26 protein-coding genes are annotated in these 22,959 nt (G+C 63.5%); 17 read left to right on the top strand and 9 right to left on the bottom strand.

Annotated elements, in window-relative coordinates; genetic code table 11:
- Positions 1 to 205 precede the first annotated feature (205 nt).
- The 3 genes from AYB31_RS09455 to AYB31_RS09445 all read right to left on the bottom strand — a co-directional run bounded on the left by AYB31_RS09455 (position 206) and on the right by AYB31_RS09445 (position 1,673).
- Complete coding sequence (locus AYB31_RS09455; protein ID WP_068828021.1) at positions 206 to 709, bottom strand: L,D-transpeptidase family protein; 504 nt, start codon at positions 707 to 709, stop codon at positions 206 to 208.
- Between the two features lie 136 nt (positions 710 to 845).
- Entirely contained in the window at positions 846 to 1,076 is a 231-nt protein-coding gene (locus AYB31_RS09450) for a DUF2789 family protein (RefSeq protein WP_068828019.1), read from the bottom strand.
- 51 nt (positions 1,077 to 1,127) lie between these two features.
- Positions 1,128 to 1,673 (bottom strand): NUDIX hydrolase, encoded by a 546-nt coding sequence (locus AYB31_RS09445; protein ID WP_068828017.1) that lies wholly within the window; start codon positions 1,671 to 1,673, stop codon positions 1,128 to 1,130.
- Between the two features lie 147 nt (positions 1,674 to 1,820).
- On the opposite strand from AYB31_RS09445, the gene AYB31_RS09440 reads away from it, so the two are divergent.
- Genes AYB31_RS09440 through AYB31_RS09420 form a run of 5 tightly spaced genes read left to right on the top strand, consistent with a single transcriptional unit; the run spans position 1,821 to position 5,113 of the window.
- Entirely contained in the window at positions 1,821 to 2,429 is a 609-nt protein-coding gene (locus AYB31_RS09440; RefSeq protein ID WP_068828015.1) for a CoA pyrophosphatase, read from the top strand.
- Positions 2,430 to 2,441: 12 nt separating this feature from the next.
- Entirely contained in the window at positions 2,442 to 2,966 is a 525-nt protein-coding gene (locus AYB31_RS09435) for a gamma carbonic anhydrase family protein (protein ID WP_068828013.1), read from the top strand.
- Positions 2,963 to 3,169, top strand: a complete 207-nt coding sequence (locus tag AYB31_RS09430) for a DUF1289 domain-containing protein (RefSeq protein ID WP_068828011.1) — start codon at positions 2,963 to 2,965, stop codon at positions 3,167 to 3,169. Before AYB31_RS09435 ends, AYB31_RS09430 begins: the two co-directional genes overlap by 4 nt.
- Positions 3,170 to 3,203: 34 nt before the next feature.
- On the top strand, positions 3,204 to 4,385 hold the full coding sequence (gene purT / locus AYB31_RS09425; RefSeq protein ID WP_068828009.1) for a formate-dependent phosphoribosylglycinamide formyltransferase: 1,182 nt from the start codon (positions 3,204 to 3,206) through the stop codon (positions 4,383 to 4,385).
- The gene (locus AYB31_RS09420; protein WP_068828007.1) at positions 4,382 to 5,113 is read left to right on the top strand and encodes an SGNH/GDSL hydrolase family protein; all 732 of its coding nucleotides are present in this window, start codon (positions 4,382 to 4,384) and stop codon (positions 5,111 to 5,113) included. Before purT ends, AYB31_RS09420 begins: the two co-directional genes overlap by 4 nt.
- On the opposite strand, the gene AYB31_RS09415 is transcribed toward AYB31_RS09420, so the two are convergent.
- Both AYB31_RS09415 and AYB31_RS09410 read right to left on the bottom strand, forming a co-directional pair.
- Positions 5,094 to 6,368 carry an HlyC/CorC family transporter gene (locus tag AYB31_RS09415; RefSeq protein WP_068828005.1) on the bottom strand — a complete coding sequence of 425 codons (1,275 nt, stop codon included), beginning with the start codon at positions 6,366 to 6,368 and terminating at the stop codon, positions 5,094 to 5,096. The two genes, AYB31_RS09420 and AYB31_RS09415, sit on opposite strands and share 20 nt — an antisense overlap.
- A gap of 10 nt (positions 6,369 to 6,378) precedes the next feature.
- Entirely contained in the window at positions 6,379 to 7,179 is an 801-nt protein-coding gene (locus AYB31_RS09410; protein ID WP_068828003.1) for a cytochrome C assembly family protein, read from the bottom strand.
- A 143-nt stretch (positions 7,180 to 7,322) separates the two neighbouring features.
- Between AYB31_RS09410 and ffh the strand changes: the two genes are divergently transcribed.
- The 6 genes from ffh to AYB31_RS09380 all read left to right on the top strand — a co-directional run bounded on the left by ffh (position 7,323) and on the right by AYB31_RS09380 (position 11,354).
- Positions 7,323 to 8,702: a signal recognition particle protein gene (ffh, locus tag AYB31_RS09405; RefSeq protein WP_068828001.1), complete on the top strand. Its 1,380-nt coding sequence runs from the start codon at positions 7,323 to 7,325 to the stop codon at positions 8,700 to 8,702.
- Between the two features lie 147 nt (positions 8,703 to 8,849).
- Entirely contained in the window at positions 8,850 to 9,101 is a 252-nt protein-coding gene (rpsP, locus tag AYB31_RS09400) for a 30S ribosomal protein S16 (protein WP_068827999.1), read from the top strand.
- Positions 9,102 to 9,106: 5 nt separating this feature from the next.
- Positions 9,107 to 9,640, top strand: coding sequence for a ribosome maturation factor RimM (gene rimM / locus AYB31_RS09395; RefSeq protein WP_068827997.1), 534 nt, complete (start codon positions 9,107 to 9,109; stop codon positions 9,638 to 9,640).
- A 9-nt stretch (positions 9,641 to 9,649) separates the two neighbouring features.
- A complete protein-coding gene (trmD, locus tag AYB31_RS09390; RefSeq protein ID WP_068827995.1) occupies positions 9,650 to 10,393 on the top strand; it encodes a tRNA (guanosine(37)-N1)-methyltransferase TrmD in 744 nt (247 codons plus the stop codon).
- 39 nt (positions 10,394 to 10,432) lie between these two features.
- On the top strand, positions 10,433 to 10,783 hold the full coding sequence (gene rplS / locus AYB31_RS09385) for a 50S ribosomal protein L19 (RefSeq protein WP_068827993.1): 351 nt from the start codon (positions 10,433 to 10,435) through the stop codon (positions 10,781 to 10,783).
- A 160-nt stretch (positions 10,784 to 10,943) separates the two neighbouring features.
- Positions 10,944 to 11,354, top strand: a complete 411-nt coding sequence (locus AYB31_RS09380) for an acyl-CoA thioesterase (protein ID WP_068827992.1) — start codon at positions 10,944 to 10,946, stop codon at positions 11,352 to 11,354.
- Positions 11,355 to 11,383: 29 nt separating this feature from the next.
- Here the strand turns inward: AYB31_RS09380 and AYB31_RS09375 are convergent, their stop codons facing one another.
- Complete coding sequence (locus AYB31_RS09375; RefSeq protein ID WP_068827990.1) at positions 11,384 to 13,183, bottom strand: cation:proton antiporter; 1,800 nt, start codon at positions 13,181 to 13,183, stop codon at positions 11,384 to 11,386.
- Positions 13,184 to 13,259: 76 nt separating this feature from the next.
- Between AYB31_RS09375 and xerD the strand changes: the two genes are divergently transcribed.
- The 6 genes from xerD to AYB31_RS09345 all read left to right on the top strand — a co-directional run bounded on the left by xerD (position 13,260) and on the right by AYB31_RS09345 (position 19,144).
- Positions 13,260 to 14,156 carry a site-specific tyrosine recombinase XerD gene (xerD, locus tag AYB31_RS09370; RefSeq protein ID WP_068827988.1) on the top strand — a complete coding sequence of 299 codons (897 nt, stop codon included), beginning with the start codon at positions 13,260 to 13,262 and terminating at the stop codon, positions 14,154 to 14,156.
- A gap of 307 nt (positions 14,157 to 14,463) precedes the next feature.
- On the top strand, positions 14,464 to 15,192 hold the full coding sequence (locus AYB31_RS09365; protein ID WP_068827987.1) for a thioredoxin fold domain-containing protein: 729 nt from the start codon (positions 14,464 to 14,466) through the stop codon (positions 15,190 to 15,192).
- A 110-nt stretch (positions 15,193 to 15,302) separates the two neighbouring features.
- Positions 15,303 to 16,607 (top strand): homoserine dehydrogenase, encoded by a 1,305-nt coding sequence (locus AYB31_RS09360; protein ID WP_068827985.1) that lies wholly within the window; start codon positions 15,303 to 15,305, stop codon positions 16,605 to 16,607.
- 12 nt (positions 16,608 to 16,619) lie between these two features.
- Positions 16,620 to 18,029, top strand: coding sequence for a threonine synthase (gene thrC / locus AYB31_RS09355; RefSeq protein ID WP_068827984.1), 1,410 nt, complete (start codon positions 16,620 to 16,622; stop codon positions 18,027 to 18,029).
- A gap of 157 nt (positions 18,030 to 18,186) precedes the next feature.
- Entirely contained in the window at positions 18,187 to 18,753 is a 567-nt protein-coding gene (locus tag AYB31_RS09350; RefSeq protein WP_068827982.1) for a DJ-1/PfpI family protein, read from the top strand.
- Positions 18,754 to 18,841: 88 nt separating this feature from the next.
- Positions 18,842 to 19,144: a ribbon-helix-helix domain-containing protein gene (locus AYB31_RS09345; RefSeq protein ID WP_068827981.1), complete on the top strand. Its 303-nt coding sequence runs from the start codon at positions 18,842 to 18,844 to the stop codon at positions 19,142 to 19,144.
- A 52-nt stretch (positions 19,145 to 19,196) separates the two neighbouring features.
- Here AYB31_RS09345 and rhlB read toward each other — a convergent pair whose 3' ends face one another.
- The 3 genes from rhlB to AYB31_RS09330 all read right to left on the bottom strand — a co-directional run bounded on the left by rhlB (position 19,197) and on the right by AYB31_RS09330 (position 22,866).
- Positions 19,197 to 20,609 (bottom strand): ATP-dependent RNA helicase RhlB, encoded by a 1,413-nt coding sequence (rhlB, locus tag AYB31_RS09340; protein ID WP_068827979.1) that lies wholly within the window; start codon positions 20,607 to 20,609, stop codon positions 19,197 to 19,199.
- 89 nt (positions 20,610 to 20,698) lie between these two features.
- Positions 20,699 to 21,856: a dipeptidase gene (locus tag AYB31_RS09335; RefSeq protein WP_068827978.1), complete on the bottom strand. Its 1,158-nt coding sequence runs from the start codon at positions 21,854 to 21,856 to the stop codon at positions 20,699 to 20,701.
- A gap of 71 nt (positions 21,857 to 21,927) precedes the next feature.
- The gene (locus AYB31_RS09330; protein ID WP_068827976.1) at positions 21,928 to 22,866 is read right to left on the bottom strand and encodes a GGDEF domain-containing protein; all 939 of its coding nucleotides are present in this window, start codon (positions 22,864 to 22,866) and stop codon (positions 21,928 to 21,930) included.
- Between the last annotated feature and the right edge of the window lie 93 nt (positions 22,867 to 22,959).

The raw sequence follows: 22,959 nt of genomic DNA, 5'->3' as shown, positions 1-22,959 counted from the left end.
TTATCGCGCAAATTAACGTTGAGCAAATTTTGATCGATGGGCATGAAGCAGGCGCAGCTCGGGCGCCTCGCGCTGCGGTGGCTTCAGGATTTTGCGAGCTAGAGCCAGGCTAGGTGGGAGAGGGGCGAGGGTGCGGAGTTTGCATCGAGTAAATGAGCGCCCGAGGCCCTCTCCCAACGACGCATGGCCGACGCGCAGCAAATCCTCAGGGGCGGATTTCGATCAGCGTGCCGTCCTGCACCAGGTTCCAGACCTCGCGCATGTCGGTGTTGCGCATGGCGATGCAGCCTTCGGTCCAGTCCAGTGTGCTGAAGAACCACTCGGGGTATTCGTCGTCCAGCGGGGTGCCGTGGATCATGATCATGCCACCGGCGGAAACCCCCTTCTTGCGGGCATTGGCCGCATCACGGGCATTGGGGTAGGAGATGTGCATGGACAGGTTGTACTTGTCGCTGGTCTTGCGCCAGTCGATCCAGTAGAAGCCTTCCGGGGTGCGGCTGTCGCCTTCACGCAACTTGGCTCCCGCGGGCTGCTTGCCCAGAGAAATGCGATAGGTCTTGAGCACCTCGCCGCGCCCCAGCAAATGCAGCTTGCGTTCGGATTTGACCACCAGCACCTTGTCTATTGCCTTGCCGCGCAGCGTGGGTGCGGTAGAGGCTTGGGCGAGGCCGAGGGTGGTGATGCAGAGTAGGGCGAGCAGCCAGCGCATTGCGATGTTCCGAGGTATTCAGTATTGGCCCTGATGTTTCAGGTTGTTATAGCGCGAGAGTCTGCCTATGCCGAAGGGGATGTTCAATCGTCGGCGGTCGGATGGTGAACAGAAGGATGGGCGGAAGGCGGCCGCCTTACGGCGACAGCAGCAGGGCCAGTTCGTCGGCCAGCTCGGCCCAGTCCGAGTCCTCGGCCAGGGATTCGGCAAGAAATTGCGACTGGGCCTTGTTCCAGAAGGGCGCCAGCGGCAGGGCCTGACCTTCGGCCAGGCGGTGTTCGCGCAGGAAAGTATCGATGTCGGCGCGGCCGGCCGGTAGGCCGAGCTGCTTGAACAGGCTGCTCAGGTTGTGTTCGCTGGTGTCCATGGTGCCTCCGTCTGCTGGCTGTTCAGGGTGCAGAAAGGACTATAGACGGCCTCAGTCGCGAGGGCGCAGTGCCGCCAGGCCTTCGTTGCGAATCGGGTAGCTGTGCTCCAGGCGGTCGGCGAAATAGCACTTGAGGGTGCGGCCCACCGTGGGGAAGGCCAGCTCGTTCCAGGGAATCTCGTGCTCGTGGAACAGCTGTACCTCCAGGCTTTCCTCGCCGGCGCGGAAATCCAGGTCGACCAGCTCGGCGCGGAAGAACACATAGAGCTGGCTGATGTGCGGCAGGTCGAACAGGGTGTACAGCTGCAGCTCGCGCACCCGTGCGCAGGCTTCTTCGTCGGTCTCGCGCGCGGCGGCCTGGGCCAGGGTCTCGCCGTTCTCCATGAAGCCGGCTGGCAGGGTCCAGTAGCCTCGGCGCGGCTCGATGGCGCGCCGGCACAACAGCACCTGCTCGCCCCATATCGGCAGGCAGCCGGCGACTATGCGTGGGTTCTGGTAATGGATGGTGTGGCAGTGTGGGCAGACATGGCGCAGGCGATTGTCGCCCTCTGGAATACGCTGCTCCACTGGGCCGCCACACTGGCTGCAGAATTTCATGCCGGGCTCTCCTGATGCTTCGCCCATGTTGGCGCCATATCTCGGGTCGCGGCAAGTCGGCCGATGATCTGCGGGTCTTGGGCGCGCTGCGCCTTCATGCCATGATGCCGGACAGAACAGAAGAACCTAGAAGAACCGAGAACAATCATGCTCGACGAGCTCCTGCAGCGTGTGCGCGGCCATAGCCCGCGTATCCTGGAGACCGACCTGCGCTACCCGGAGGCGGCCGTGCTGGTGCCGCTGACCCGCAGCGACGAGCCGGAACTGGTGCTGACCCTGCGCGCCAGCGGCCTGTCCACCCATGGCGGCGAGGTGGCTTTCCCTGGCGGTCGGCGCGATGCCACCGATCCCGACCTCGCCTTCACCGCCCTGCGCGAGGCGGAGGAGGAGGTCGGCCTGCCACCCGGTCTGGTGGAGATGGTCGGCCCGCTCAGCCCGCTGGTGTCGCGTTTCGGCATTCATGTCACACCTTATGTCGGGGTGGTGCCGGACTACGTCGAGTACCGCGCCAACGACAGCGAGATCGCCTCGGTATTTTCCGTGCCGCTGCGCTTCTTTCTGGAGGCGCCGCGCGAGGTGACCCATCGCATCGATTACGAGGGGCGCAGCTGGTACGTGCCCTGCTATCACTACGACAGTTACAAGATCTGGGGGCTGACGGCGGTGATGATCGTCGAGCTGGTCAATCTGGCGTTCGACGCCGGCATCGACCTGCAGCGCCCGCCGCAAGCATCGGTACAGATCATCAAGGTTTGAGAGGAACGCCACATGAAATATCGCCTGGGCGACGCCCGCGTGGATGCCCACCCGCAAAGCTGGATCGCGCCGACCGCTTGCGCCATCGGCAAGGTGCGCCTGGAGCAGGGCGCCAGTGTCTGGTTTGGCGCCGTGCTGCGCGGTGACAACGAGCTGATTCATATCGGCGAGAACAGCAATGTGCAGGACGGCACCGTGATGCACACCGACATGGGCTTTCCGCTGACCCTGGGCAAGGGTGTCACCGTTGGCCACAACGTGATGATGCACGGCTGCAGCGTCGGCGATTACAGCCTGATCGGCATCAATGCGGTGATCCTCAACGGCGCCAAGATCGGCAAGTACTGCATCATCGGCGCCAACAGCCTGATCCCCGAAGGCAAGGAAATTCCCGATGGCAGCCTGGTGATGGGTAGCCCGGGCAAGGTGGTACGCGAGCTCAGCGAACAGCAGAAGAAGATGCTCGAGGCCAGTGCCGCCCACTACGTGCATAACGCCCAGCGCTACGCCCGCGAGCTGGTCGAGGACGAGGCGTGAGCGACGAACGCCCGGTCAAATCGCCCTGCGTCAGTGTCTGCGCGCTGGACGAGCAGGACATCTGCATCGGCTGCCAGCGCACGGCGGCCGAGATCACCCAGTGGGGCCGCATGAGCAACGACGAGCGACGCCAGGTGCTGCAGCACTGCGTCGAGCGCACACAGGCCGCCGGCCAGTTCCTGCAGCGGCCCGCACACTCCTAAGTTTCCTTTCTCCCCTATTCCCGAGGACATCCACATGCCCCGTATCGGTACCCCTTTGTCGCCGACCGCGACTCGCGTTCTGCTCTGTGGCTCGGGTGAGCTGGGCAAGGAAGTGGTGATCGAGTTGCAGCGCCTGGGCTGCGAAGTGATTGCCGTCGATCGCTACGCCAATGCCCCGGCCATGCAGGTCGCCCATCGCAGCCATGTGATCAGCATGCTCGATGGCGCCGCGCTGCGTGCGGTGATCGAGCAGGAACAGCCGCATTACATCGTGCCCGAGATCGAGGCCATCGCCACCAACACCCTGGTCGAGCTGGAGGCCGAGGGCTTCACTGTGGTTCCCACCGCGCGTGCCGCTCGCCTGACCATGAATCGCGAGGGTATCCGGCGCCTGGCCGCCGAGGAGCTGGGCCTGCCGACCTCGCCCTATCACTTCGCCGACACCTACGAGGCCTATGTCGCCGGGGTCGAAGCGGTCGGTTATCCCTGCGTGGTCAAGCCGATCATGAGTTCCTCCGGCAAGGGCCAGAGCGTACTGAAATCCGACGCCGACCTGCGCTCTACCTGGGATTACGCCCAGGAAGGGGGGCGCGCCGGCAAGGGGCGGGTGATCGTGGAGGGCTTCATCGACTTCGACTACGAGATCACCCTGCTCACCGTGCGTCATGTCGGCGGCACCGCCTTCTGCGCGCCGGTCGGCCATCGCCAGGTCAAAGGCGACTACCACGAGTCCTGGCAGCCGCAGGCGATGAGTGCTCAGGCCCTGGCCGAATCCGAGCGCGTGGCCCTGGCGGTCACCGAGGCCCTTGGTGGTCGCGGCCTGTTCGGCGTGGAGCTGTTCGTCAAGGGCGATCAGGTGTGGTTCAGCGAGGTCTCGCCGCGTCCGCACGACACCGGTCTGGTCACCCTGATTTCCCAGGATCTTTCCGAGTTCGCCCTGCATGCGCGGGCCATTCTCGGCCTGCCGATCCCGGTGATCCGCCAGTTCGGGCCATCCGCCTCTTCGGTGATCCTGGTCGAGGGCCGCTCGCAGCAGACGGCTTTCGCCAACCTCGGCGCCGCGCTGGCCGAGCCGGACACGGCACTGCGCCTGTTCGGCAAGCCGGAGGTCGATGGTCAGCGCCGCATGGGTGTGGCCCTGGCGCGCGACGAGAGTGTCGAGGCAGCACGCGCCAAGGCCGTGCGGGCTTCCGAGGCGGTCAAGGTCGAGCTGTGAGCCGCTGGCGTGCTGGCCTCTGGTGGGGCCTGACCCTGGCCCTGCTGCCGGTTGCCCTGCCGCAGGCTCTGTGGACGCGGCGTACGGCGTTGCGTCTGGCGCCGGCCGCGGGCGCTCAGTCCGGTCTGGCCGGTGCCGGATACGTTGGCGAGCCGTTGCGCTTGTTGCTGATCGGCGAGTCCACCGTGGCGGGCGTCGGGGTCGAGGCGCAGACCGAGGCATTGGCTGGCCAGCTGGCCCAGGCCTTGTCCGTTCGCTGGCAGCGCCCGGTGGCGTGGCGCGCCTGTGGGGAGAACGGCATTACCGCGGGTGAGGCCTGTGAGCGTCTGCTGCCGCTGGCGTTGCGCGAGCCGGCGGACCTGGTGTTGCTGGTGTTCGGCGTCAACGACACCACTCACCTCAGCTCGCTGGCGCGCTGGTGTCAGGCATTGCGCGGTCTGAGTCGGGCCCTGGCGGCGCGTGGTACGCAGGTAGCTTTCACGGGGGTTCCGCCGATCCAGCATTTCACGGCCTTGCCCTGGCTGTTACGGCGCCTGCTCGGGCTACGTGCCGCGTTGCTGGATGAGGCGCTGCGTCGAACCAGTGCCGAGGAACGTGTGGATTACGTGAAGCTCGGGCTGACGGTCACGCCGGAGTACCTGGCGCGCGATGGTTACCACCCTTCGACGCTGGGCTATCGGGTGTGGGCGGAGGGACTGGCCGAGCGCCTCAATCCGCGCTGCGAATGAGCTGCGCCTGCCATAGGCGCACGCTCTTCACCCGGTTTTCGCTGGACTCGAGGATCTCCAGGCGATAGGGGCCGATCTTCAGGCATACCGGGCAGTCGGGGATGGTTTCCAGGGCCTCGGTGATCAGGCCGTTGAGGGTTTTCGGGCCTTCGCTGGGCAGGTGCCAGCCGAGGGTCTTGTTCAATTCACGGATATTCGCGCTGCCCTCGATGATCTGGCTGCCATCTTCCTGGGGCTGGATGTCGGCATGCTGCTGTTGGTCGCGGCCGCTGAGGTCGCCGACGATCTCTTCCAGCACGTCTTCCAGGGTGATCAGTCCCTGCACGTCGCCGTACTCGTCGACCACCAGGCCCATGCGCCGCTTCTCCTTCTGGAAGTTGAGCAGCTGGGTCGACAGAGGGGTGTTTTCCGGGACGAAGTAGGCGGGCTGGCAGGCCTGAAGCAGGGTCTCGTGGGTCAGCTGGTTGTGCGCCAGGCGGCGGGCCAGCTGGCGCATGTGGATCACGCCCTCGATCTGATTGATGTCCTGGCGATACACCGGCAGGCGAGTGTGGCGGGTGTTCTGCAGCTGCTGGATGATGCGGCCGAGGGAGTGTTCCAGGTCGATGCCGATGATCTCGTTGCGCGGGATCATGACGTCGTTGACCGACACGGTTTCCAGGTCCAGTACGCCGAGCAGCATGTTCTGCCGGCTCTCGGGCAGGGCATGACCGGACTCGCGCACCACGCTGCGCAGCTCCTCGGTGGTCAGGCTGTCGCTGCCGCGCGCGTTGGGGTCGACACCGAACAGGCGCAGCAGGCCATTGCTGATGGTGTTGAGGGCGATCACCAGCGGGTAGAACAGCTTGAGCATGATCTGCAGCGGCAGGCTGGCAGGGTAGGCAATGCGTTCGGGATGCAGCGCGGCCAGGGTCTTTGGCGTGATCTCACCGAAGATCAGCAGGACGATGGTCAGCGCCACTGTGGCGATGGCGATGCCGGCCTCGCCCCAGATCTGCATGGCCAGCACGGTGGCGATGGCCGAGGCGAGAATATTGACGAAGTTGTTGCCGATCAGAATGGTGCCGAGCAGGCGGTCGGGGCGGCCGAGCAGCGCACTGGCGCGCTTGGCGCCGCGATGCCCCTCGCGGGCCTTGTGCCGCAGGCGGTAGCGGTTGAGGCTGATGATGCCGGTCTCGGAACTGGAGAAAAACGCCGAGCAGAGGATCAGGAAGGCCAACAGGCCAAGAAGAAAACCGGGGTGCAGCTCGGCCACGGCCAATGCCTCAGATATGCAGGATGAATTCGCGGACCAGCTTGCTGCCGAAGTAGGCCAGCATCAGCAGGCAGAAACCTGCCAGGGTCCAGCGGATTGCCTTGTGCCCACGCCAGCCGAGTTGGTGGCGGCCCCACAGCAGGACGGCGAATACGCTCCAGGCAATGCAGGACAGTACGGTCTTGTGCACCAGGTGCTGGGCGAACAGGTCTTCGAAAAACAGCCAGCCGGACAGCAACGACAGGGACAGCAGTAGCCAGCCGGCCCAGAGGAAGCCGAACAGCAGGCTTTCCATGGTTTGCAGCGGCGGGAAGTTGCGAATCAGGCCTGACGGATGCTTGTGCTTGAGCTGGTAGTCCTGCAGTGACAGCAGCAGGGCCTGGAACATGGCGATGGTCAGTAGGCCGTAGGCCAGGATCGACAGCAGAATGTGGGCGAGAATGCCTGCTTCCTCGTCGATAGGGGTCAAGGTGCCGCTGGGCAGAAACTGCGCCAGCAGCACGGTCAGGCTGCCCAGCGGCATCAGGATCAGCAGCAGGTTTTCCACCGGAATACGGCTGCAGGCCAGCAGGGTAATGGCGATCACCGCGAAGGCGATCAGGCTCGCTGCGTTGAAGAAGTCGAGGCTGAGCCCGGCGCTCGCATGCAGCTGCATGAACAGGCTGCCGCCATGGCAGAACAGGGCGACCAAGGCCAGCAAGGCCAGTAGTGGCTTGTTCGGCGACTCGCGTCTGGCCAGATACAGGCCTTGATAGGTGGTGGCGCCGGCATAGATGGCTGCGGCGGCCAGGCTGGGCAGCAGAGGGTGCATAAATCCTTGTACGGCGGAGCCCGAAAGGCCGTGAGTGTGGCACACAAGACGCGTTTCACGAAAGACCGCCGGCGGTGTCAGTGCTCTCGCCTCTTGGGTATACTCGCCAGCTTGCTGCAAGCCCCCCGCTCAAAGGATCGCGCATGTTCGAGAACCTAACCGACCGCCTGTCACAGACGCTGCGCCATGTTACCGGCAAGGCCAAGCTGACCGAGGACAACATCAAGGACACCCTGCGCGAGGTGCGCATGGCCCTGCTCGAGGCCGATGTCGCCCTGCCGGTGGTCAAGGATTTCGTCAACAAGGTCAAGGATCGCGCGGTCGGCACCGAAGTGTCGAAGAGCCTGACCCCGGGCCAGGCCTTCGTGAAGATCGTCCGTGCCGAGCTGGAAGAGCTGATGGGCGCGGCCAACGAAGATCTCGCCCTGAATGTCGCGCCGCCCGCCGTGGTGCTGATGGCTGGCCTGCAGGGTGCCGGTAAGACCACCACCGCTGGCAAGCTGGCGCGCTTCCTCAAGGAGCGCAAGAAGAAGACCGTGATGGTGGTGTCGGCCGACGTTTACCGCCCGGCGGCCATCAAGCAGCTGGAAACCCTGGCCAGCGATATCGGCGTGACCTTCTTCCCTTCGGATATCAGCCAGAAGCCTGTGGCCATTGCCCAGGCTGCAATTGCCGAAGCCAAGCTCAAGTTCATCGACGTGGTCATCGTCGATACCGCCGGTCGCCTGGCCATCGACGAAGAAATGATGGCCGAGATCCAGGCCGTGCATGCGGCGATCAAGCCGGCCGAGACGCTGTTCGTGGTCGATGCCATGACTGGTCAGGATGCTGCCAATACCGCCAAGGCCTTCGGTGATGCGCTGCCGTTGACCGGCGTGGTGCTGACCAAGGTCGACGGTGATGCCCGCGGCGGTGCCGCACTGTCGGTGCGCGCCATCACCGGCAAGCCGATCAAGTTCATCGGTATGGGCGAGAAGAGCGAGGCGCTGGAGCCTTTCCATCCGGATCGTATCGCCTCGCGCATTCTCGGCATGGGCGATGTGCTCAGCCTGATCGAGCAGGCCGAGCAGACCCTCGATCGCGACAAGGCCGAGAAACTCACCAAGAAGCTGAAGAAGGGCAAGGGTTTCGACCTGGAAGACTTCCGCGATCAGCTGCAGCAGATGAAGAACATGGGCGGTCTCGGCGGCCTGATGGACAAGTTGCCGTCCATCGGTGGCGTCAACCTGTCGCAGATGGGGGGCGCCCAGGGCGCCGCCGAGAAGCAGTTCAAGCAGATGGAGGCAATCATCAACTCCATGACGCCTGCCGAGCGCCGCGATCCGGAAGTCATCAGTGGTTCGCGCAAGCGCCGTATCGCGCTTGGCTCCGGTACCCAGGTGCAGGATGTTGGTCGCTTGATCAAGCAGCACAAGCAGATGCAGAAGATGATGAAGAAATTCACCAGCAAGGGCGGCATGGCCAAGATGATGCGTGGTCTTGGCGGCATGATGCCCGGAGCTGGCGGCCTGCCCAAGCTCTAAGCGGGCGTGTCAGTAGCGCCTCCGACCGGTGGCGCCGAAAAAGAGATTTGCAAACAGCCGGATAATCCTTAGAATATGCGGCCTTTCGGGCCTTGGCCCCTCAAAGTGTGTGCCTTAAGTTAGCACCGATTACAGGAACGAAGTTCAATGGTAACCATCCGTCTTGCTCGTGGCGGCTCCAAGAAGCGCCCCTTCTACCACCTGACCGTGACCAACAGCCGCAATGCGCGCGATGGTCGTTTCGTGGAGCGTATCGGCTTCTTCAATCCGGTAGCTACCGGTGCCGAAGTCAAGCTCTCCGTAGACCAGGAGCGTGCTGCTTACTGGCTGGGTCAGGGCGCTCAGCCGTCTGAGCGTGTTGCTCAGCTGCTGAAGGAAGCTGCCAAGTCCGCAGCTTGAGTGATATGAACGCGACGCCGGCCGCCGACGACTTGGTTGTCCTCGGCAAAATCACTTCGGTGCACGGCGTGCGTGGAGAAGTGAAGGTCTATTCCTTTACCGATCCGATCGACAACCTGCTCGACTATCAGCGTTGGACGCTCAAGCGCGATGCTGAAGTCAGGCAGATGGAGCTGGTCAGCGGCCGCCTGCAAGGCAAGGTGCTGGTAGCCAAGCTCAAGGGGCTCGATGATCGCGAGGTGGCACGCACCTACGCGGGTTTCGAAATTTGTGTTCCCCGTGAGCAGCTGCCGGACCTCGAAGACGGCGAGTTCTACTGGTACCAACTGGTAGGGCTGAAAGTGATCGATATGCAAGGGCAGTTGCTCGGGCGTCTTGACCACTTGCTGGAGACCGGTGCCAACGATGTGATGGTGGTCAAGCCCTGTGCGGGCAGCCTGGACGATCGCGAGCGCCTACTGCCCTACACCGAGCAGTGCGTGCAAGGTATCGACCTGGCAGCTGGCGAGATGCGGGTGGACTGGGACGCGGACTTCTGAGCCCCGGCCATGCGTGTTGAAGTTATCAGCATCTTCCCGGAGATGTTCGCCGCCATCAGTCAGTACGGCATTACCAGTCGTGCGGTGAAGCAAGGGTTGTTGCAGTTGAACTGCAGACAGCTACGCGACTACACCGACGACCGTCACCAGACGGTGGACGACCGACCTTTCGGCGGAGGTCCCGGCATGGTGATGAAGATCAAGCCCCTGGAAGATGCCCTGGCTGCTGCCAAGGCGGAGGCGGGGGAGGCAGCGAAGGTGATCTACCTGTCGCCTCAAGGCCGTCAGCTGAATCAGCTGGGGGTGCGTGAACTGGCTAGCGAGCAGGCGCTGATTCTTATCGCCGGCCGCTACGAAGGCATCGATGAGCGTTTCATTGAGACGCATGTCGATGAGGAATGGTCGATTGGTGATTACGTCCTCTCCGGCGGTGAGCTTCCGGCGATGGTGCTGATCGATGCTGTTACGCGGCTGCTGCCGGGCGCGCTCGGGCATGCAGATTCCGCCGAGGAGGACTCGTTCAGCGATGGCCTTCTCGATTGTCCTCACTACACCCGTCCGGAACTGTATGAGGGCAAACGTGTTCCCGATGTGTTGCTTAGCGGCAACCACGAACACATCCGGCGTTGGCGTTTGCAGCAAGCCTTGGGGCGAACCTGGGAACGACGAGCCGATCTTCTGGATAGCCGCTCGCTTTCTGGAGAAGAGAAAAAGCTGCTGGAGGAATACATCCGCCAGCGGGACGATAGTTAAGGTATCGATGGCAGACCGAGTCTGTCTTAGGAGCACAGCATGACCAACAAAATTATCCAGATGCTCGAAGCCGAGCAGATGAACAAAGAAATCCCGGTTTTTGCCCCGGGCGACACCATCATCGTTCAGGTGAAGGTTAAGGAAGGCGAGCGTTCCCGTCTGCAGGCCTTCGAAGGCGTGGTAATCGGCAAGCGTAACCGCGGCCTGAACAGCGCCTTCACCGTGCGCAAGATCTCCAACGGCGTTGGCGTCGAGCGTACCTTCCAGACCTACTCTCCGCTGATCGACAGCGTGAGCGTCAAGCGTCGCGGCGACGTGCGCAAGGCCAAGCTGTACTACCTCCGCGACCTGTCCGGCAAGGCAGCTCGCATCAAGGAAAAACTGTCCTGATCGGACGGTCTTCCGACCTGAAAAAGCAGCCTCCGGGCTGCTTTTTTCGTTTCTGGGCTGCTGACCGGCAAGTTCCAGCCTCCCCGCTGTATGGGCAGCGTGACAATAAGCACAACCGCGCAGCACAAGGCAGCCACATTCTTCAATGAGCAGTAGTGGCATGACCCCGAGAGAGCAAGAGATCCAGCGGCGCACCGAGCTATCGGAAACCCGTGTGACCAAGGCGGTGTTCCCGCCCTCCACCAATCATCACAACACCCTGTTCGGCGGCACCGCGCTGGCCTGGATGGATGAGGTCTCGTTCATCGCTGCCACGCGTTTCTGCCGCCTACCGCTGGTCACCGTGTCCAGCGACCGCATCGATTTCAAGCATGCGATTCCAGCCGGCTCCATCGTCGAGTTGATCGGGCGGGTCATCGCCGTCGGCAATACCAGCCTCAAAGTCGAGGTCGAGGTGTTCGTCGAGGGCATGTACTGCGGGGGCCGCGAAAGGGCCATCAGCGGTGTATTCAGTTTCGTCGCCATCGACGAGGACAAGAAGCCGGTGGCGGTACTGGCAGACTTCAACTGATCGAGCGGGCGCCCCGTGGGGCGCCTTGTTCATGCGTCTGGCTCGATAAGGGCGATCAATGTCCAGTCGGCGTCTGGCGTGAAGTTCAGTGCGGCGCTGGCGATGTGGAACCAGCCTTTCGGGTCGAAGGCCAGTAGCAGGGTCGCGCGCTCGCCGTGCAGCGCCTGGTAGTCCTGCCAGCCGAAGCTGCCGGTGAGGGTGGTGCTGCGTACTTCGGCGCCGCGCGCCAGGGCGCTGGCCAGTTGGCCATAGCTCTGGCTCGGGTAGCCGAATGGCTGGCCACGATGCTCGTCGCTGGTGCGGTGTTTCTCGCTCAGACGCTGCTCGCGCTGGCTAGGCAGGTAGTACAGGTTGGCTTTGCCGAAATCGGGGCGAAAGCGCGTGCAAGCCAGGCTGTTCTGCTCGCTGGAGGGTGACAGGGCCAGCAACTGGCCGAGGCCGATCAGGTCGAGGTGGGCGTCGGCGTGCTGCGAGGCCGGGTTGCCGAAGTAGACGGGCAGGCCGTCCATGCGCGCGGCGCTGATGTTCTCCCAGCTGGAGTCGGTCAGCAGCACTCGTTGCTCGCGTTGCTGTAGGGCCTTGCCGATCGCCCGTGCGACCGGGTTGGCGCCGATGATCAGGAAGCCGCGGGGAGATGGCTCTGCCACTTTCAGCAGGCGCGCGATGGGGCGTGCGGTAGCGCTCTGCAGCACGACGGTACCGATGATCACCAAGAAGGTCAGTGGCACCAGTAGCTGGGCCTGGGCGACGCCATGCGCCTGCAGGCGTTCGGCGAAGATTGCCGAGACGGCGGCCGCGACTATGCCGCGTGGAGCGATCCAGGCCAGCAGTGAGCGCTCGCGCCAGTTCAGGCTGGAGCCGAAAGTGCTCAGCGCCACGCTCAGTGGCCGCGCAATGAACTGGATGATTGCCAGCAGCAGCAGCGTGGCGGGGCCCAGGGCGATCAAGGCCTTCAGGTCGAGGCGTGCAGCCAGCAGGATGAACAGGCCGGAGATCAGCAGAACGCTGAGATTTTCCTTGAAGTGCAGGATGTGCTTGACGTCCACCCCGCGCATGTTGGCCAGCCACATGCCCATCACGGTGACCGCCAGCAGTCCGGACTCGTGCACCAGCAGATTGGCGGCAATGAAGATGCCCAGTACGGCAGCCAGGGCCCCGAGGTTCTCCAGGTACTCTGGCAACCAGTGACGCCGCAGCACCTGGCCAAACGACCAGCCGCCGACCGCGCCGAAGAAAATCCCGCAGCCGATCACCTGGGCGAAGGTCAGCACGCTCTCGCCCAAGGGCGTACCGCCGCTACGGCTGGCGATGAAGCTGTACACCACCACGGCCAGCAGGGCGCCGATCGGGTCGATGACGATGCCTTCCCAGCGCAGAATATTGGCGACAGCCGCGTTGGGGCGCATCACACGCAGCATCGGCACGATGACGGTAGGGCCGGTGACCAGGGTCAGGGTGCCGAACAGGACGGCCAGGTCCCAGGAGAAGCCCAGCAGGTAATGGGTGGCGGCGGCGATCACCAGCCAGGTTGCCAGGGCGCCGAGGGTGACCATGCGCCGCACTACGCCACCAATCTCTCTCCACTCGGACAGGCGCAGGGTCAGGCTGCCCTCGAACAGGATCAGTGCCACCGACAGGGACACCAAAGGGAAGAGCAGGGGGCCGAACAGCGCCTCCGGGTCGAGCAGGCCGAGAATTGGGCCGGCGAGGATGCCGCATATCAATAGAAACAGGATCGCCGGCAGGCGCAGACGCCAGGCCAGCCACTGACTGGCCAGTGCGGCGGCGCCGATGCCGCCGATGCCGAGGAGGATATGCGTTTCGTTCATCAGGACTCCGTGTCTCTGGTGGGGGCGTTAGAGCTATGGAAGACTAGCGGTTGTCCCTGGCAAATACAGCCCCGCCATGCCCATTCTCGACCACGCTCTGATTGATCGTTTTCTCGATGCCTTGTGGCTGGAGAAGGGGTTGTCGGTGCATACCCGTGCGGCCTATCGCAGTGATCTCGGTCTGTTCAACGAGTGGTTGCAGGCGCGTGACCTGCAGCTGGAAAACGCTGGCCGCGAGATCATCCTCGATCACCTGGCCTGGCGGCTGCAGCAGGGCTACAAGGCGCGCTCCACCGCACGACTGCTCTCCGGCTTGCGGGGTTTTTATCGTTATCTGCTACGTGAAGGACTGATTGCCGAAGACCCGACTCTACAAGTCGAACTGCCGCAGATTGGTCGGCCGTTGCCTAAGTCTTTGTCGGAGGCGGACGTCGAAGCGCTGCTGGCGGCGCCGGAGTTGGACGACCCGATCGGTCTGCGCGACCGTGCCATGCTCGAAGTGCTCTATGCCTGTGGCCTGCGAGTGACCGAATTGGTGTCGCTGACCCTGGAGCAGGTCAATCTGCGTCAGGGCGTGCTGCGCGTGTTCGGCAAAGGCAGCAAGGAGCGCCTGGTGCCGCTGGGTGAAGAGGCCATCCTGTGGATCGAGCGTTATCAGCGCGAGGCGCGCCCGTTGCTGCTGGCAGGCAAACCCAGCGATGTGCTGTTTCCCAGCCTGCGTGGCGAGCAGATGACCCGACAGACTTTTTGGCATCGCATCAAACAGCAGGCGTTGGTCGCCGGTATCAGCAAGCCGCTGTCGCCGCATACGCTACGCCATGCTTTCGCCACCCATTTGCTCAACCATGGCGCCGATTTGCGCGTGGTACAGATGCTGCTCGGCCACAGCGACCTTTCCACCACGCAGATCTATACCCATATCGCCCGCGCCCGTCTGCAGGAGCTGCACGCCCAGCACCATCCGCGGGGGTGAGTCCTTTACGACGCACTGCGTCGCAAAGGGCGAACGACCGGCCATGGATGGCCGGGCCGGGGTTCGGCAGCGCCACGGAGTTGCGGCAGGGATGTCGCCGCCAAGCTCCAGTGTCGCTTGCGCCGCCATGGTTGAGTGATTGGTCGCAGTGTTTCGCCAAGGGGCATCCCGATTGCCAAATGCTGCGTAACCTGACTTTCTGTGCATCAGATGGCAGTCCATCCGCGGCAAGTGCCCGCCCGGCGTCTGCAGTCGGCTCTGTGCAGCGCCTGTGATAGGCTTGGACCACTGTTCATAGGAGTGTTCCATGTCCCTTTCCCGTGTTCTGAGCGGTGCCGCTCTCAGCCTCGCCGCTTCCGTAGTACTTGCCGCCGATCCTGACCAGGCCATTCGCGCCGCGCTGACCAAACTGCAGCCCGACATGCCGATCGAAGCTATTGCCGAGAGCCCGATGACCGGCCTGTTTCAGGTGCATCTGAAAGGCGGGCGCATGCTCTACTCCAGCGCCGATGGCCAGTTCCTCATCCAGGGCAATCTCTACCAGGTCAAGGGCGGCGACGCCGTCAATCTGACCAGGCAGGCCGAGAGCAAGGGCATCGCCAAGCTGATCAGCGATATTCCTCTCAGCGAGATGGTGGTTTTTTCGCCCAAGGAGCCAGCCAAGGCCCATATCACCGTATTTACCGATACCGACTGCGGCTACTGCCAAAAGCTGCACAGTGAGGTGCCGGAGCTCAATCGCCTCGGCGTCGAAGTGCGTTACGTAGCCTACCCGCGCCAGGGTGTCGGCAGCCATGGCTACAACGGTCTGGTCAGCGTCTGGTGTGCCAAGGACCGTCAGGACGCGATGAACAAGGCCAAATCCCGCCAGGAGCTGCCGCCAGGCAACTGCGAGAATCCGGTGGCCAAGCAATACGAACTGGGCCAGATGATCGGCGTCAATGGCACTCCGGCCATCGTTCTCGGCAATGGCGAGCTGATTCCGGGCTACCAGCCGGCACCGCAATTGGCGGAAATTGCCCTGAAGGCCAAGTAATACGGGGTCGCGGTCGATTGACTAATGGGGAACCGCTTCGTAATGTGCGGCTCTTTTGTGCGGCCGGGGCTCGCCCCGGCCGTTTCGTGTAGGCAGATGGGGAAAACAACGTGAAACCGGTGAAAGTGGGGATCTGTGGGCTAGGCACCGTCGGTGGCGGCACCTTGAACGTACTCAAACGCAACGCCGAGGAGATTACTCGTCGCGCCGGCCGCGGTATTGAAGTCACCCAGATTGCCATTCGCTCGCCAAAACCCCAGTACGACACCACCGGTATCGCCATGACCAACGACGTCTTCGACGTGGTCAACAATCCGGAAATCGACATTGTCATCGAGCTGATCGGCGGTTACAGCCTGGCTCGCGATCTGGTGCTCAAGGCCATCTACAACGGCAAGCACGTGGTCACCGCGAACAAGGCGCTGATCGCCGTGCACGGCAACGAAATCTTCGCCAAGGCCCGCGAGAAGGGCGTCATCGTCGCCTTCGAAGCAGCCGTGGCCGGTGGCATCCCGGTGATCAAGGCGATCCGTGAAGGCCTGGCCGCCAACCGCATCAACTGGCTGGCTGGCATCATCAACGGCACCGGCAACTTCATCCTCACCGAGATGCGCGAGAAGGGCCGTGCCTTCGCCGACGTGCTCAAGGAAGCCCAGGCCCTGGGCTACGCCGAGGCCGACCCGACTTTCGACGTGGAAGGCATCGACGCCGCGCACAAGCTGACCATCCTCGCTTCCATCGCCTTCGGCATCCCGCTGCAGTTCGACAAGGCTTACACCGAAGGCATCAGTCAACTGACCAGCGCCGACGTCAACTACGCCGAGGCCCTGGGCTACCGCATCAAGCACCTCGGCGTGGCCCGTCGCACCGAGGCCGGCATCGAGTTGCGCGTACACCCAACGCTGATCCCGGCCGATCGCCTGATCGCCAACGTCAACGGCGTGATGAACGCGGTGATGGTCAACGGCGACGCTGCCGGCAGCACTCTGTTCTATGGTGCAGGCGCGGGCATGGAACCGACCGCCTCGTCCGTGGTGGCCGACCTGGTCGATGTGGTTCGCGCCATGACCAGCGATCCGACCAACCGCGTGCCGCACCTGGCGTTCCAGCCGGACTCGCTGTCCGACCACCCGATCCTGCCGATCGGTGAGTGCGAAAGTGCCTACTACCTGCGTATCCAGGCCAAGGACCACCCGGGCGTGCTGGCTCAGGTGGCAAGCATCCTCTCGGAGCGTGGCATCAACATCGAATCCATCATGCAAAAAGAAGTCGAGGAGCACGACGGCCTGGTGCCGATGATCCTGGTCACCCATCGGGTCATCGAGTCGCGCATCGACGACGCCATCGCCGCCCTCGAAGGGCTGGCCGATGTAGTCGGCAAAGTCGTGCGTATCCGCGTCGAGCAACTGGTCTGAGGTAGAAGAGTCATGCGTTATATCAGCACCCGCGGCCAGGCCCCGGCCCTCAATTTCGAAGACGTCCTGCTCGCCGGTCTGGCCAGCGATGGCGGCCTCTATGTGCCGGAAAACCTGCCGCGCTTCACCCAGGAGGAGATCGCTTCCTGGGCCGGCCTGCCCTACCACGAGCTGGCTTTCCGGGTGATGCGCCCGTTCGTGGCCGGTTCCATTGCCGATGCCGATTTCAAGAAGATTCTCGAAGAAACCTACGGCGTGTTCGCCCACAACGCTGTGGCGCCACTGCGTCAGCTGAATGGCAACGAGTGGGTCATGGAGCTGTTCCACGGCCCGACCCTGGCCTTCAAGGACTTCGCTCTGCAGCTGCTCGGTCGCCTGCTCGACCACGTACTCTCCAAGCGTGGCGAGCGCGTGGTGATCATGGGCGCGACCAGCGGTGACACCGGCTCGGCCGCTATCGAAGGCTGCAAGGCCTGCGAACACGTCGACATCTTCATCATGCACCCGCACAACCGCGTGTCCGAGGTGCAGCGCCGGCAGATGACCACCATCCTCGGCGAGAACATCCACAACATCGCCATCGAAGGCAACTTCGACGACTGCCAGGAGATGGTCAAGGCCAGCTTCGCCGACCAGGGCTTCCTCAAGGGCACTCGTCTGGTGGCGGTCAACTCGATCAACTGGGCGCGGATCATGGCCCAGATCGTCTACTACTTCCACGCGGCGCTGCAGCTGGGTGGTCCGGCGCGTTCGGTGGCCTTCTCCGTGCCGACCGGCAACTTCGGCGACATCTTCGCCGGCTATCTGGCGCGCAACATGGGTCTGCCGATCAGCCAGCTGATCGTCGCGACCAACCGCAACGACATCCTGCACCGCTTCATGAGCGGCAATCAGTATGTGAAGGACGAACTGCACCCGACCCTGTCGCCGTCCATGGACATCATGGTGTCGTCAAACTTCGAACGCCTGCTGTTCGACCTGCACGGCCGCAACGGCGCCGCCATCGCCGGGCTGATGGATACCTTCAAGCAGGGTGGCGGTTTCAGTGTCGAGGAAGACCGCTGGACCGAGGCGCGCAAGCTGTTCGACTCGCTGGCGGTCAATGATGAGCAGACCTGCGAAACCATCGCCGAGGTGTACGCCGAGTGCGGCGAGCTGCTCGATCCGCACACCGCGATTGGCGTACGTGCCGCACGCGAGTGCCGCCGCAGCCTGGCCATTCCGATGGTCACCCTGGGCACCGCGCACCCGGTCAAGTTCCCGGAGGCGGTGGAGAAGGCCGGCATCGACGCGGTGCCGGCGCTGCCGCCGCACCTGACCGATCTGTTCCAGCGCGAGGAGCGCTGCACCGTGTTGGCCAACGACCTGCAGACCGTGCAGCAGTTCGTCGCCAGCCACGGCAATCGTGGCAAGCCGCTCTGACAGGCAGGTGGTTTTCGGCAGTCTGCTGAACCGTGCGTCGACAAACCCCGCCTGGTGCGGGGTTTTTTCTGTCTGTAGTAGTCCACTGTTACCCGGGAGTCGCCAAGCTGGACGAGACTGTCTGTTCTCGCGACTCACAACAGATGGAGGTTGAGCCATGACTACCAAACACATTCTCATGCTGGTCGGCGATTACGTCGAAGACTACGAAACCATGGTGCCATTCCAGGCCCTGCAGATGGTTGGCCACAAGGTCGACGCTGTGTGTCCGGGCAAGAGCGCCGGGCAGACCGTGCGTACCGCCATTCACGACTTCGAGGGCGACCAGACCTACAGCGAGAAGCCGGGGCACAACTTCACCCTCAACTTCGACTTCGACCAGGTGCGCGCCGAGGACTACCAGGCTCTGGTGATTCCCGGCGGCCGTGCCCCCGAATACCTACGGCTGAACGACAAGGTGATCGAACTGGTGCGGGCTTTTGCCCTGGCCGGCAAGCCGATCGCCGCCGTGTGTCACGGCGCCCAGCTGCTGGCTGCCGCCGATGTGCTCAAGGGGCGCTCCTGCAGCGCCTACCCGGCTTGCGCGCCGGAAGTGCGCCTGGCCGGGGGCGAGTATGTGGATATCCCCGTGGATGCCGCCCATGTCGACGGCAATCTGGTCACGGCCCCGGCCTGGCCGGCGCATCCGGCCTGGCTGGCGGCTTTTCTCAAGGTGCTGGGATAACTGGCAAGGCAGCAGGGCAGGGCGAGAGGGGCGTTGCCGCCTCTCGTCATGGCCTGGCCGCGACACAACACAGACTGGAGAGTGAGCGATGTGTGAGCTGTATGTGAAGGCCGATCCGATCCTCTACGAATCGCGCTCGCGCTCCCTGCGCATTCGCGGTGTGGTCACCACCCTGCGCCTGGAGAACCAGTTCTGGGACATCCTGCGCGAAATCGCCGAGGTCGACGGCATGACCACCAACCAACTGATCAGCAAGCTCTATGACGAGGTCATGGAGTACCGCGGTGAGGTGGTCAACTTCGCTTCGTTCCTGCGGGTCAGCTGCACCCGCTACCTGGAGCAAAGGTCGCAGCGTAGCGCCGAGGTGCTCAGCCTGGTCCAGGCGCGCTAGGCGCACATCTATAGAAAGCCCGCACTAGGCGGGCTTTTCATTGCGGTATGGCTCAGTGCTTGCGTGGCACCGGTTTGAGCAGCTCTTCCGGCGGCATTTCGCAGGTGATTTTTCGCCCCAGCAGCGCTTCGATCGGTGGCAGGGCGTAGGCGTCGTCCTCGCCGGCGAAGCTGATCGAGGTGCCGCTGGCGCCGGCGCGGCCGGTGCGACCGATGCGGTGTACGTAGTCGTCCGGCACATCCGGCAGGGTGAAGTTGATCACGTGGCTGATGCCGTCGACGTGGATGCCGCGGCCGGCCACGTCGGTGGCGACCATGACGCGGATTTTGCCTTCACGGAAGCCTTCCAGGGTCTTGATCCGCTTGTGCTGCGGCACGTCGCCGGACATCTGCGCGGCGCTGACGCCGTCACGGATCAGCTTCTCCTCGATGCGACGCACTTCGTCGCGACGGTTGGCGAAGACCATCACCCGCTGCCAGTCGTTCTGCGTTACCAGGTTGTACAGCAGCTTGTACTTGTCCTTGCTGGATACGGCGTAGACGTGCTGCTCGACGGTGTCGCTGGCGACGTTCTCCGGTTCGATCTCGACGATGGCCGGGTTGACTGTCCATTGCCGCGCGAGGTTCATCACGTCCTCGGTGAACGTGGCTGAGAACAGCAGGGTCTGGCGGTCGCCCTTCATCGGGGTCTGGCGGATGATCTGGCGTACCTGGGGGATGAAGCCCATGTCGAGCATGCGGTCGGCTTCGTCCAGCACCATTACTTCGACCATGTCCAGGTGCACTTCGCCGCGCTGGTTGAAGTCCAGCAGGCGACCCGGGGTGGCCACGAGGATGTCGCAGTAGCGCGACTCCAGCTGCTTGAGCTGCTTGTCGAAGTCCATACCGCCGACGAACTGCATGACGTTCAGGCCGGTGTACTTGGTGAGATCCTGGGCATCCTTGGCGATCTGCACCACCAGTTCGCGGGTCGGCGCGATGATCAGCGCCCGTGGCTCGCCCATGTAGCGCTCTTTCGGCACCTGGGTCTGCAGCAACTGGGTGATGGTCGAGATCAGGAAGGCGGCAGTCTTGCCGGTACCGGTCTGGGCGCGGCCGATGGCGTCCTTGCCCTTGAGTGTATGGCCGAGGACCTGTGCCTGGATGGGGGTGCAGTAGGGGAAGCCCAGATCGTGGATGGCATGCATCAGCTCTGGCGCCAGGCGGAAGTCGTGGAAGCGGGTCTTGCCTTCCTGCGGCTCGACCACGAAGTCTTCCAGTTTCCAGGTGTCCACCGGCTTGGCCGGGCGTTCGCGACGTGGTTTGTCGGCGCGCGGCTTCTTCGCCTCGGTTGCCACTTGAGCGTCGGGCTTGGCCGCTTTGGCCTTGGATTCGCGGGTGGCGCTAGGTCTGGCGCTGGCGGGGCTGCTGCTGGCGGGCTGTTCGGCTTCGCCCTTGCTGAATATTTTCTTGAGTGCTTTGAGCACGGCCGTCTCGTATTGGTCAAGGAATGAACGGTCGCCAGTGTAAAGCAAGAAGCCCCCGTGGCGAAGTGCCCGGGGGCTTGACACGGCGCTTACTCGGGCAGGCTGGCCAAGAGCAGGCGGCGCACGTTGCCACCCATGATCGCGGCGATTTCCGCCGGGCTGAAGCCGGCGCGTTGCAGCCCTTCGGTGAGCTGGGCCAAGCCGCTGGTGTCGAAGGGGGTGTGCACGGTGCCGTCGAAGTCCGACCCCAGGGCCACGTGCTCGACGCCGACCTTATCCACCGTGTAGCGAATGGCGCGGACGATGGCGCCTACTGAGGTTTCGCAGACGGCGGCGTCCCAGTAGCCGATGCCGATCACGCCGCCAGTCGCGGCGATGCGCTTGAGGTGCTCGTCGGTAAGGTTGCGCGGGCCGGGGCAGGTGCCAGCGACGCCGGTGTGGGAGACCAGCAACGGGCGCTTGGCGATAGCCAATACATCGTCGATCAGCGCCTTGGAGGCGTGAGCCAGGTCGACCAGCATGTGCTTCTCTTCCAGGCGAGCGATGACCTGGCGGCCCAGCGGAGTCAGCCCACCTTTGGCCAGACCGTGGGCGGAGCCTCCGACCTCGTTGTCGAAGAAGTGGGTGAGGCCGGCAATGCGAAAGCCGGCGTCGTACAGGCGGTCGATATTCTCCAGCTTGCCTTCGATGGGGTGCAGGCCTTCGGTGGCGAGCAGTGCGGCGACTCGCTGCGGGTCGCGCTGCCAGGTGTCGAGGAACTTCTGCAATTCACCACGGCTGCGCACCAGCACCAGCCGGCCATCGCTGTTGGCGACTGCATGCTGGAGTTTTCCGGCCTGGTAGAGGGCGCGTTCGAGCAGGCTGCTCCAGGTCGCACGCGGCCAGCGCTGGGCCATGGCCAGCAGGGTGATGTTGTCCGTGTCGGCGCCATTGCTCTCGTAGTTGAGGCCGCGCGGGGTCTTGGTTACGGTGGAGAACACCTGCAGGCCAACATGGCCTTCGAGCAGGCGCGGCAGGTCGGAGTGGCCATAGTCGTGGCGCTGCAGCAGGTCACGTTGCCAGAGCAGGGCATCGTCGTGCAGGTCGGCGACGAACAGGCTCTGGTGCAGCGTCTCGGCGGCGTCGCTAGCCCGGTAGGGTGGTGCATGGGCGACGCTGTTCATCTGGCGATCCACCAGGGTGGGGAGGCCGAAGAAGACTGCGGCGACAATGAGGATGAGCAGCAGGGCGAGCAACAGCTTGCGCATGAGGGCGTCCGTTCTTTGTTGTTATGCGGGCGACTCTAGCAAGTCGAGGTAGCGGCTGGCGATATGGCGGTTCAGCCGAACAGGCGGTTGCGCCCTTGCTGCTTGGCCTTGTACAGCGCGGCGTCGGCCCTGGCGATCAGGCTTTCCAGGCTGTCCTTGGTCTGCATCTGGGCCAGGCCGATGGAGACGGTGACACCCGGCAGGATGCCCATCGGCGAGTAGAAGCTGCTGACCTGTTCCAGGCTGCTACGCAGGCGTTCGCCGATATGGCGTGCCTCGTCGTTGTCGATCTCTGGCAGCAGGATGACGAACTCCTCGCCACCGAAGCGCACCAGGCTGTCTTTGGGGCGCAGCTGCTTGCGCAACGTATGTGCCACCAGACACAGCGCATAGTCGCCGGCCAGATGCCCGTGCTGGTCGTTGTAGGCCTTGAAGTGATCGACGTCCAGCATGAGCATGCCCAGCGGCTGCTGATTGAAGGCGCAGCGGGTGCTCTCGCGCTCGTAGACGTGTTCCAGCCAGCGCCGATTGAAGCAACCGGTGAGGGTGTCGACATTGGCATTCTGTTCGCTGTCGAGGATGATCCGGTTGCCCTGGCGTACCCGGTCGCAGAGCAGTTCCAGCAGGTTCTGCATCATTTCCGGGGATTGCTGAAACAGTTTGACCAGTGACTCGCGATGCAGGCGCAGCACCTGCGACGGCTGGGTCGCCACCACGTAGGCGGAGGGGCGTTCGTTGTCGATGAAGCTGATTTCGCCGGCGCAGTCGCCCGGTTGCAGGGTGCTGACCGGCTGGTTGTCGAGGGAGCCGAGGTAGACCTTCAGCTCGCCTTCGAGCAGCAGATAGAGATGCTGGTTGCGATTGAAAGGGGAGAGCAGGATTTCGCCGGACTCCAGCTCACAGGCACGGAATTCCTGCAACAGGAGTTGAAGGCTGTTGGCGGCGACGTTCTGGAACAGTCGCAGATGGCGGATCTGTTGTAGATCCTGCGGTGTCTGAGCGTTCTTCATCGTATGGGGGAATACGTTGGTGAACGATCTGGAATGGCTGGCATCGCGGAACACTCCCTGTCGTGGGGCGAACACCTCTACCGACCTTATGCC

It is taken from the genome of Pseudomonas sp. BMS12 (genome assembly GCF_001592875.1).
Lineage (GTDB): Bacteria > Pseudomonadota > Gammaproteobacteria > Pseudomonadales > Pseudomonadaceae > Aquipseudomonas.
The sequence above is the reverse complement of the archived record's forward strand: the minus strand, read 5'-3'. Positions and strand labels throughout refer to the sequence as shown.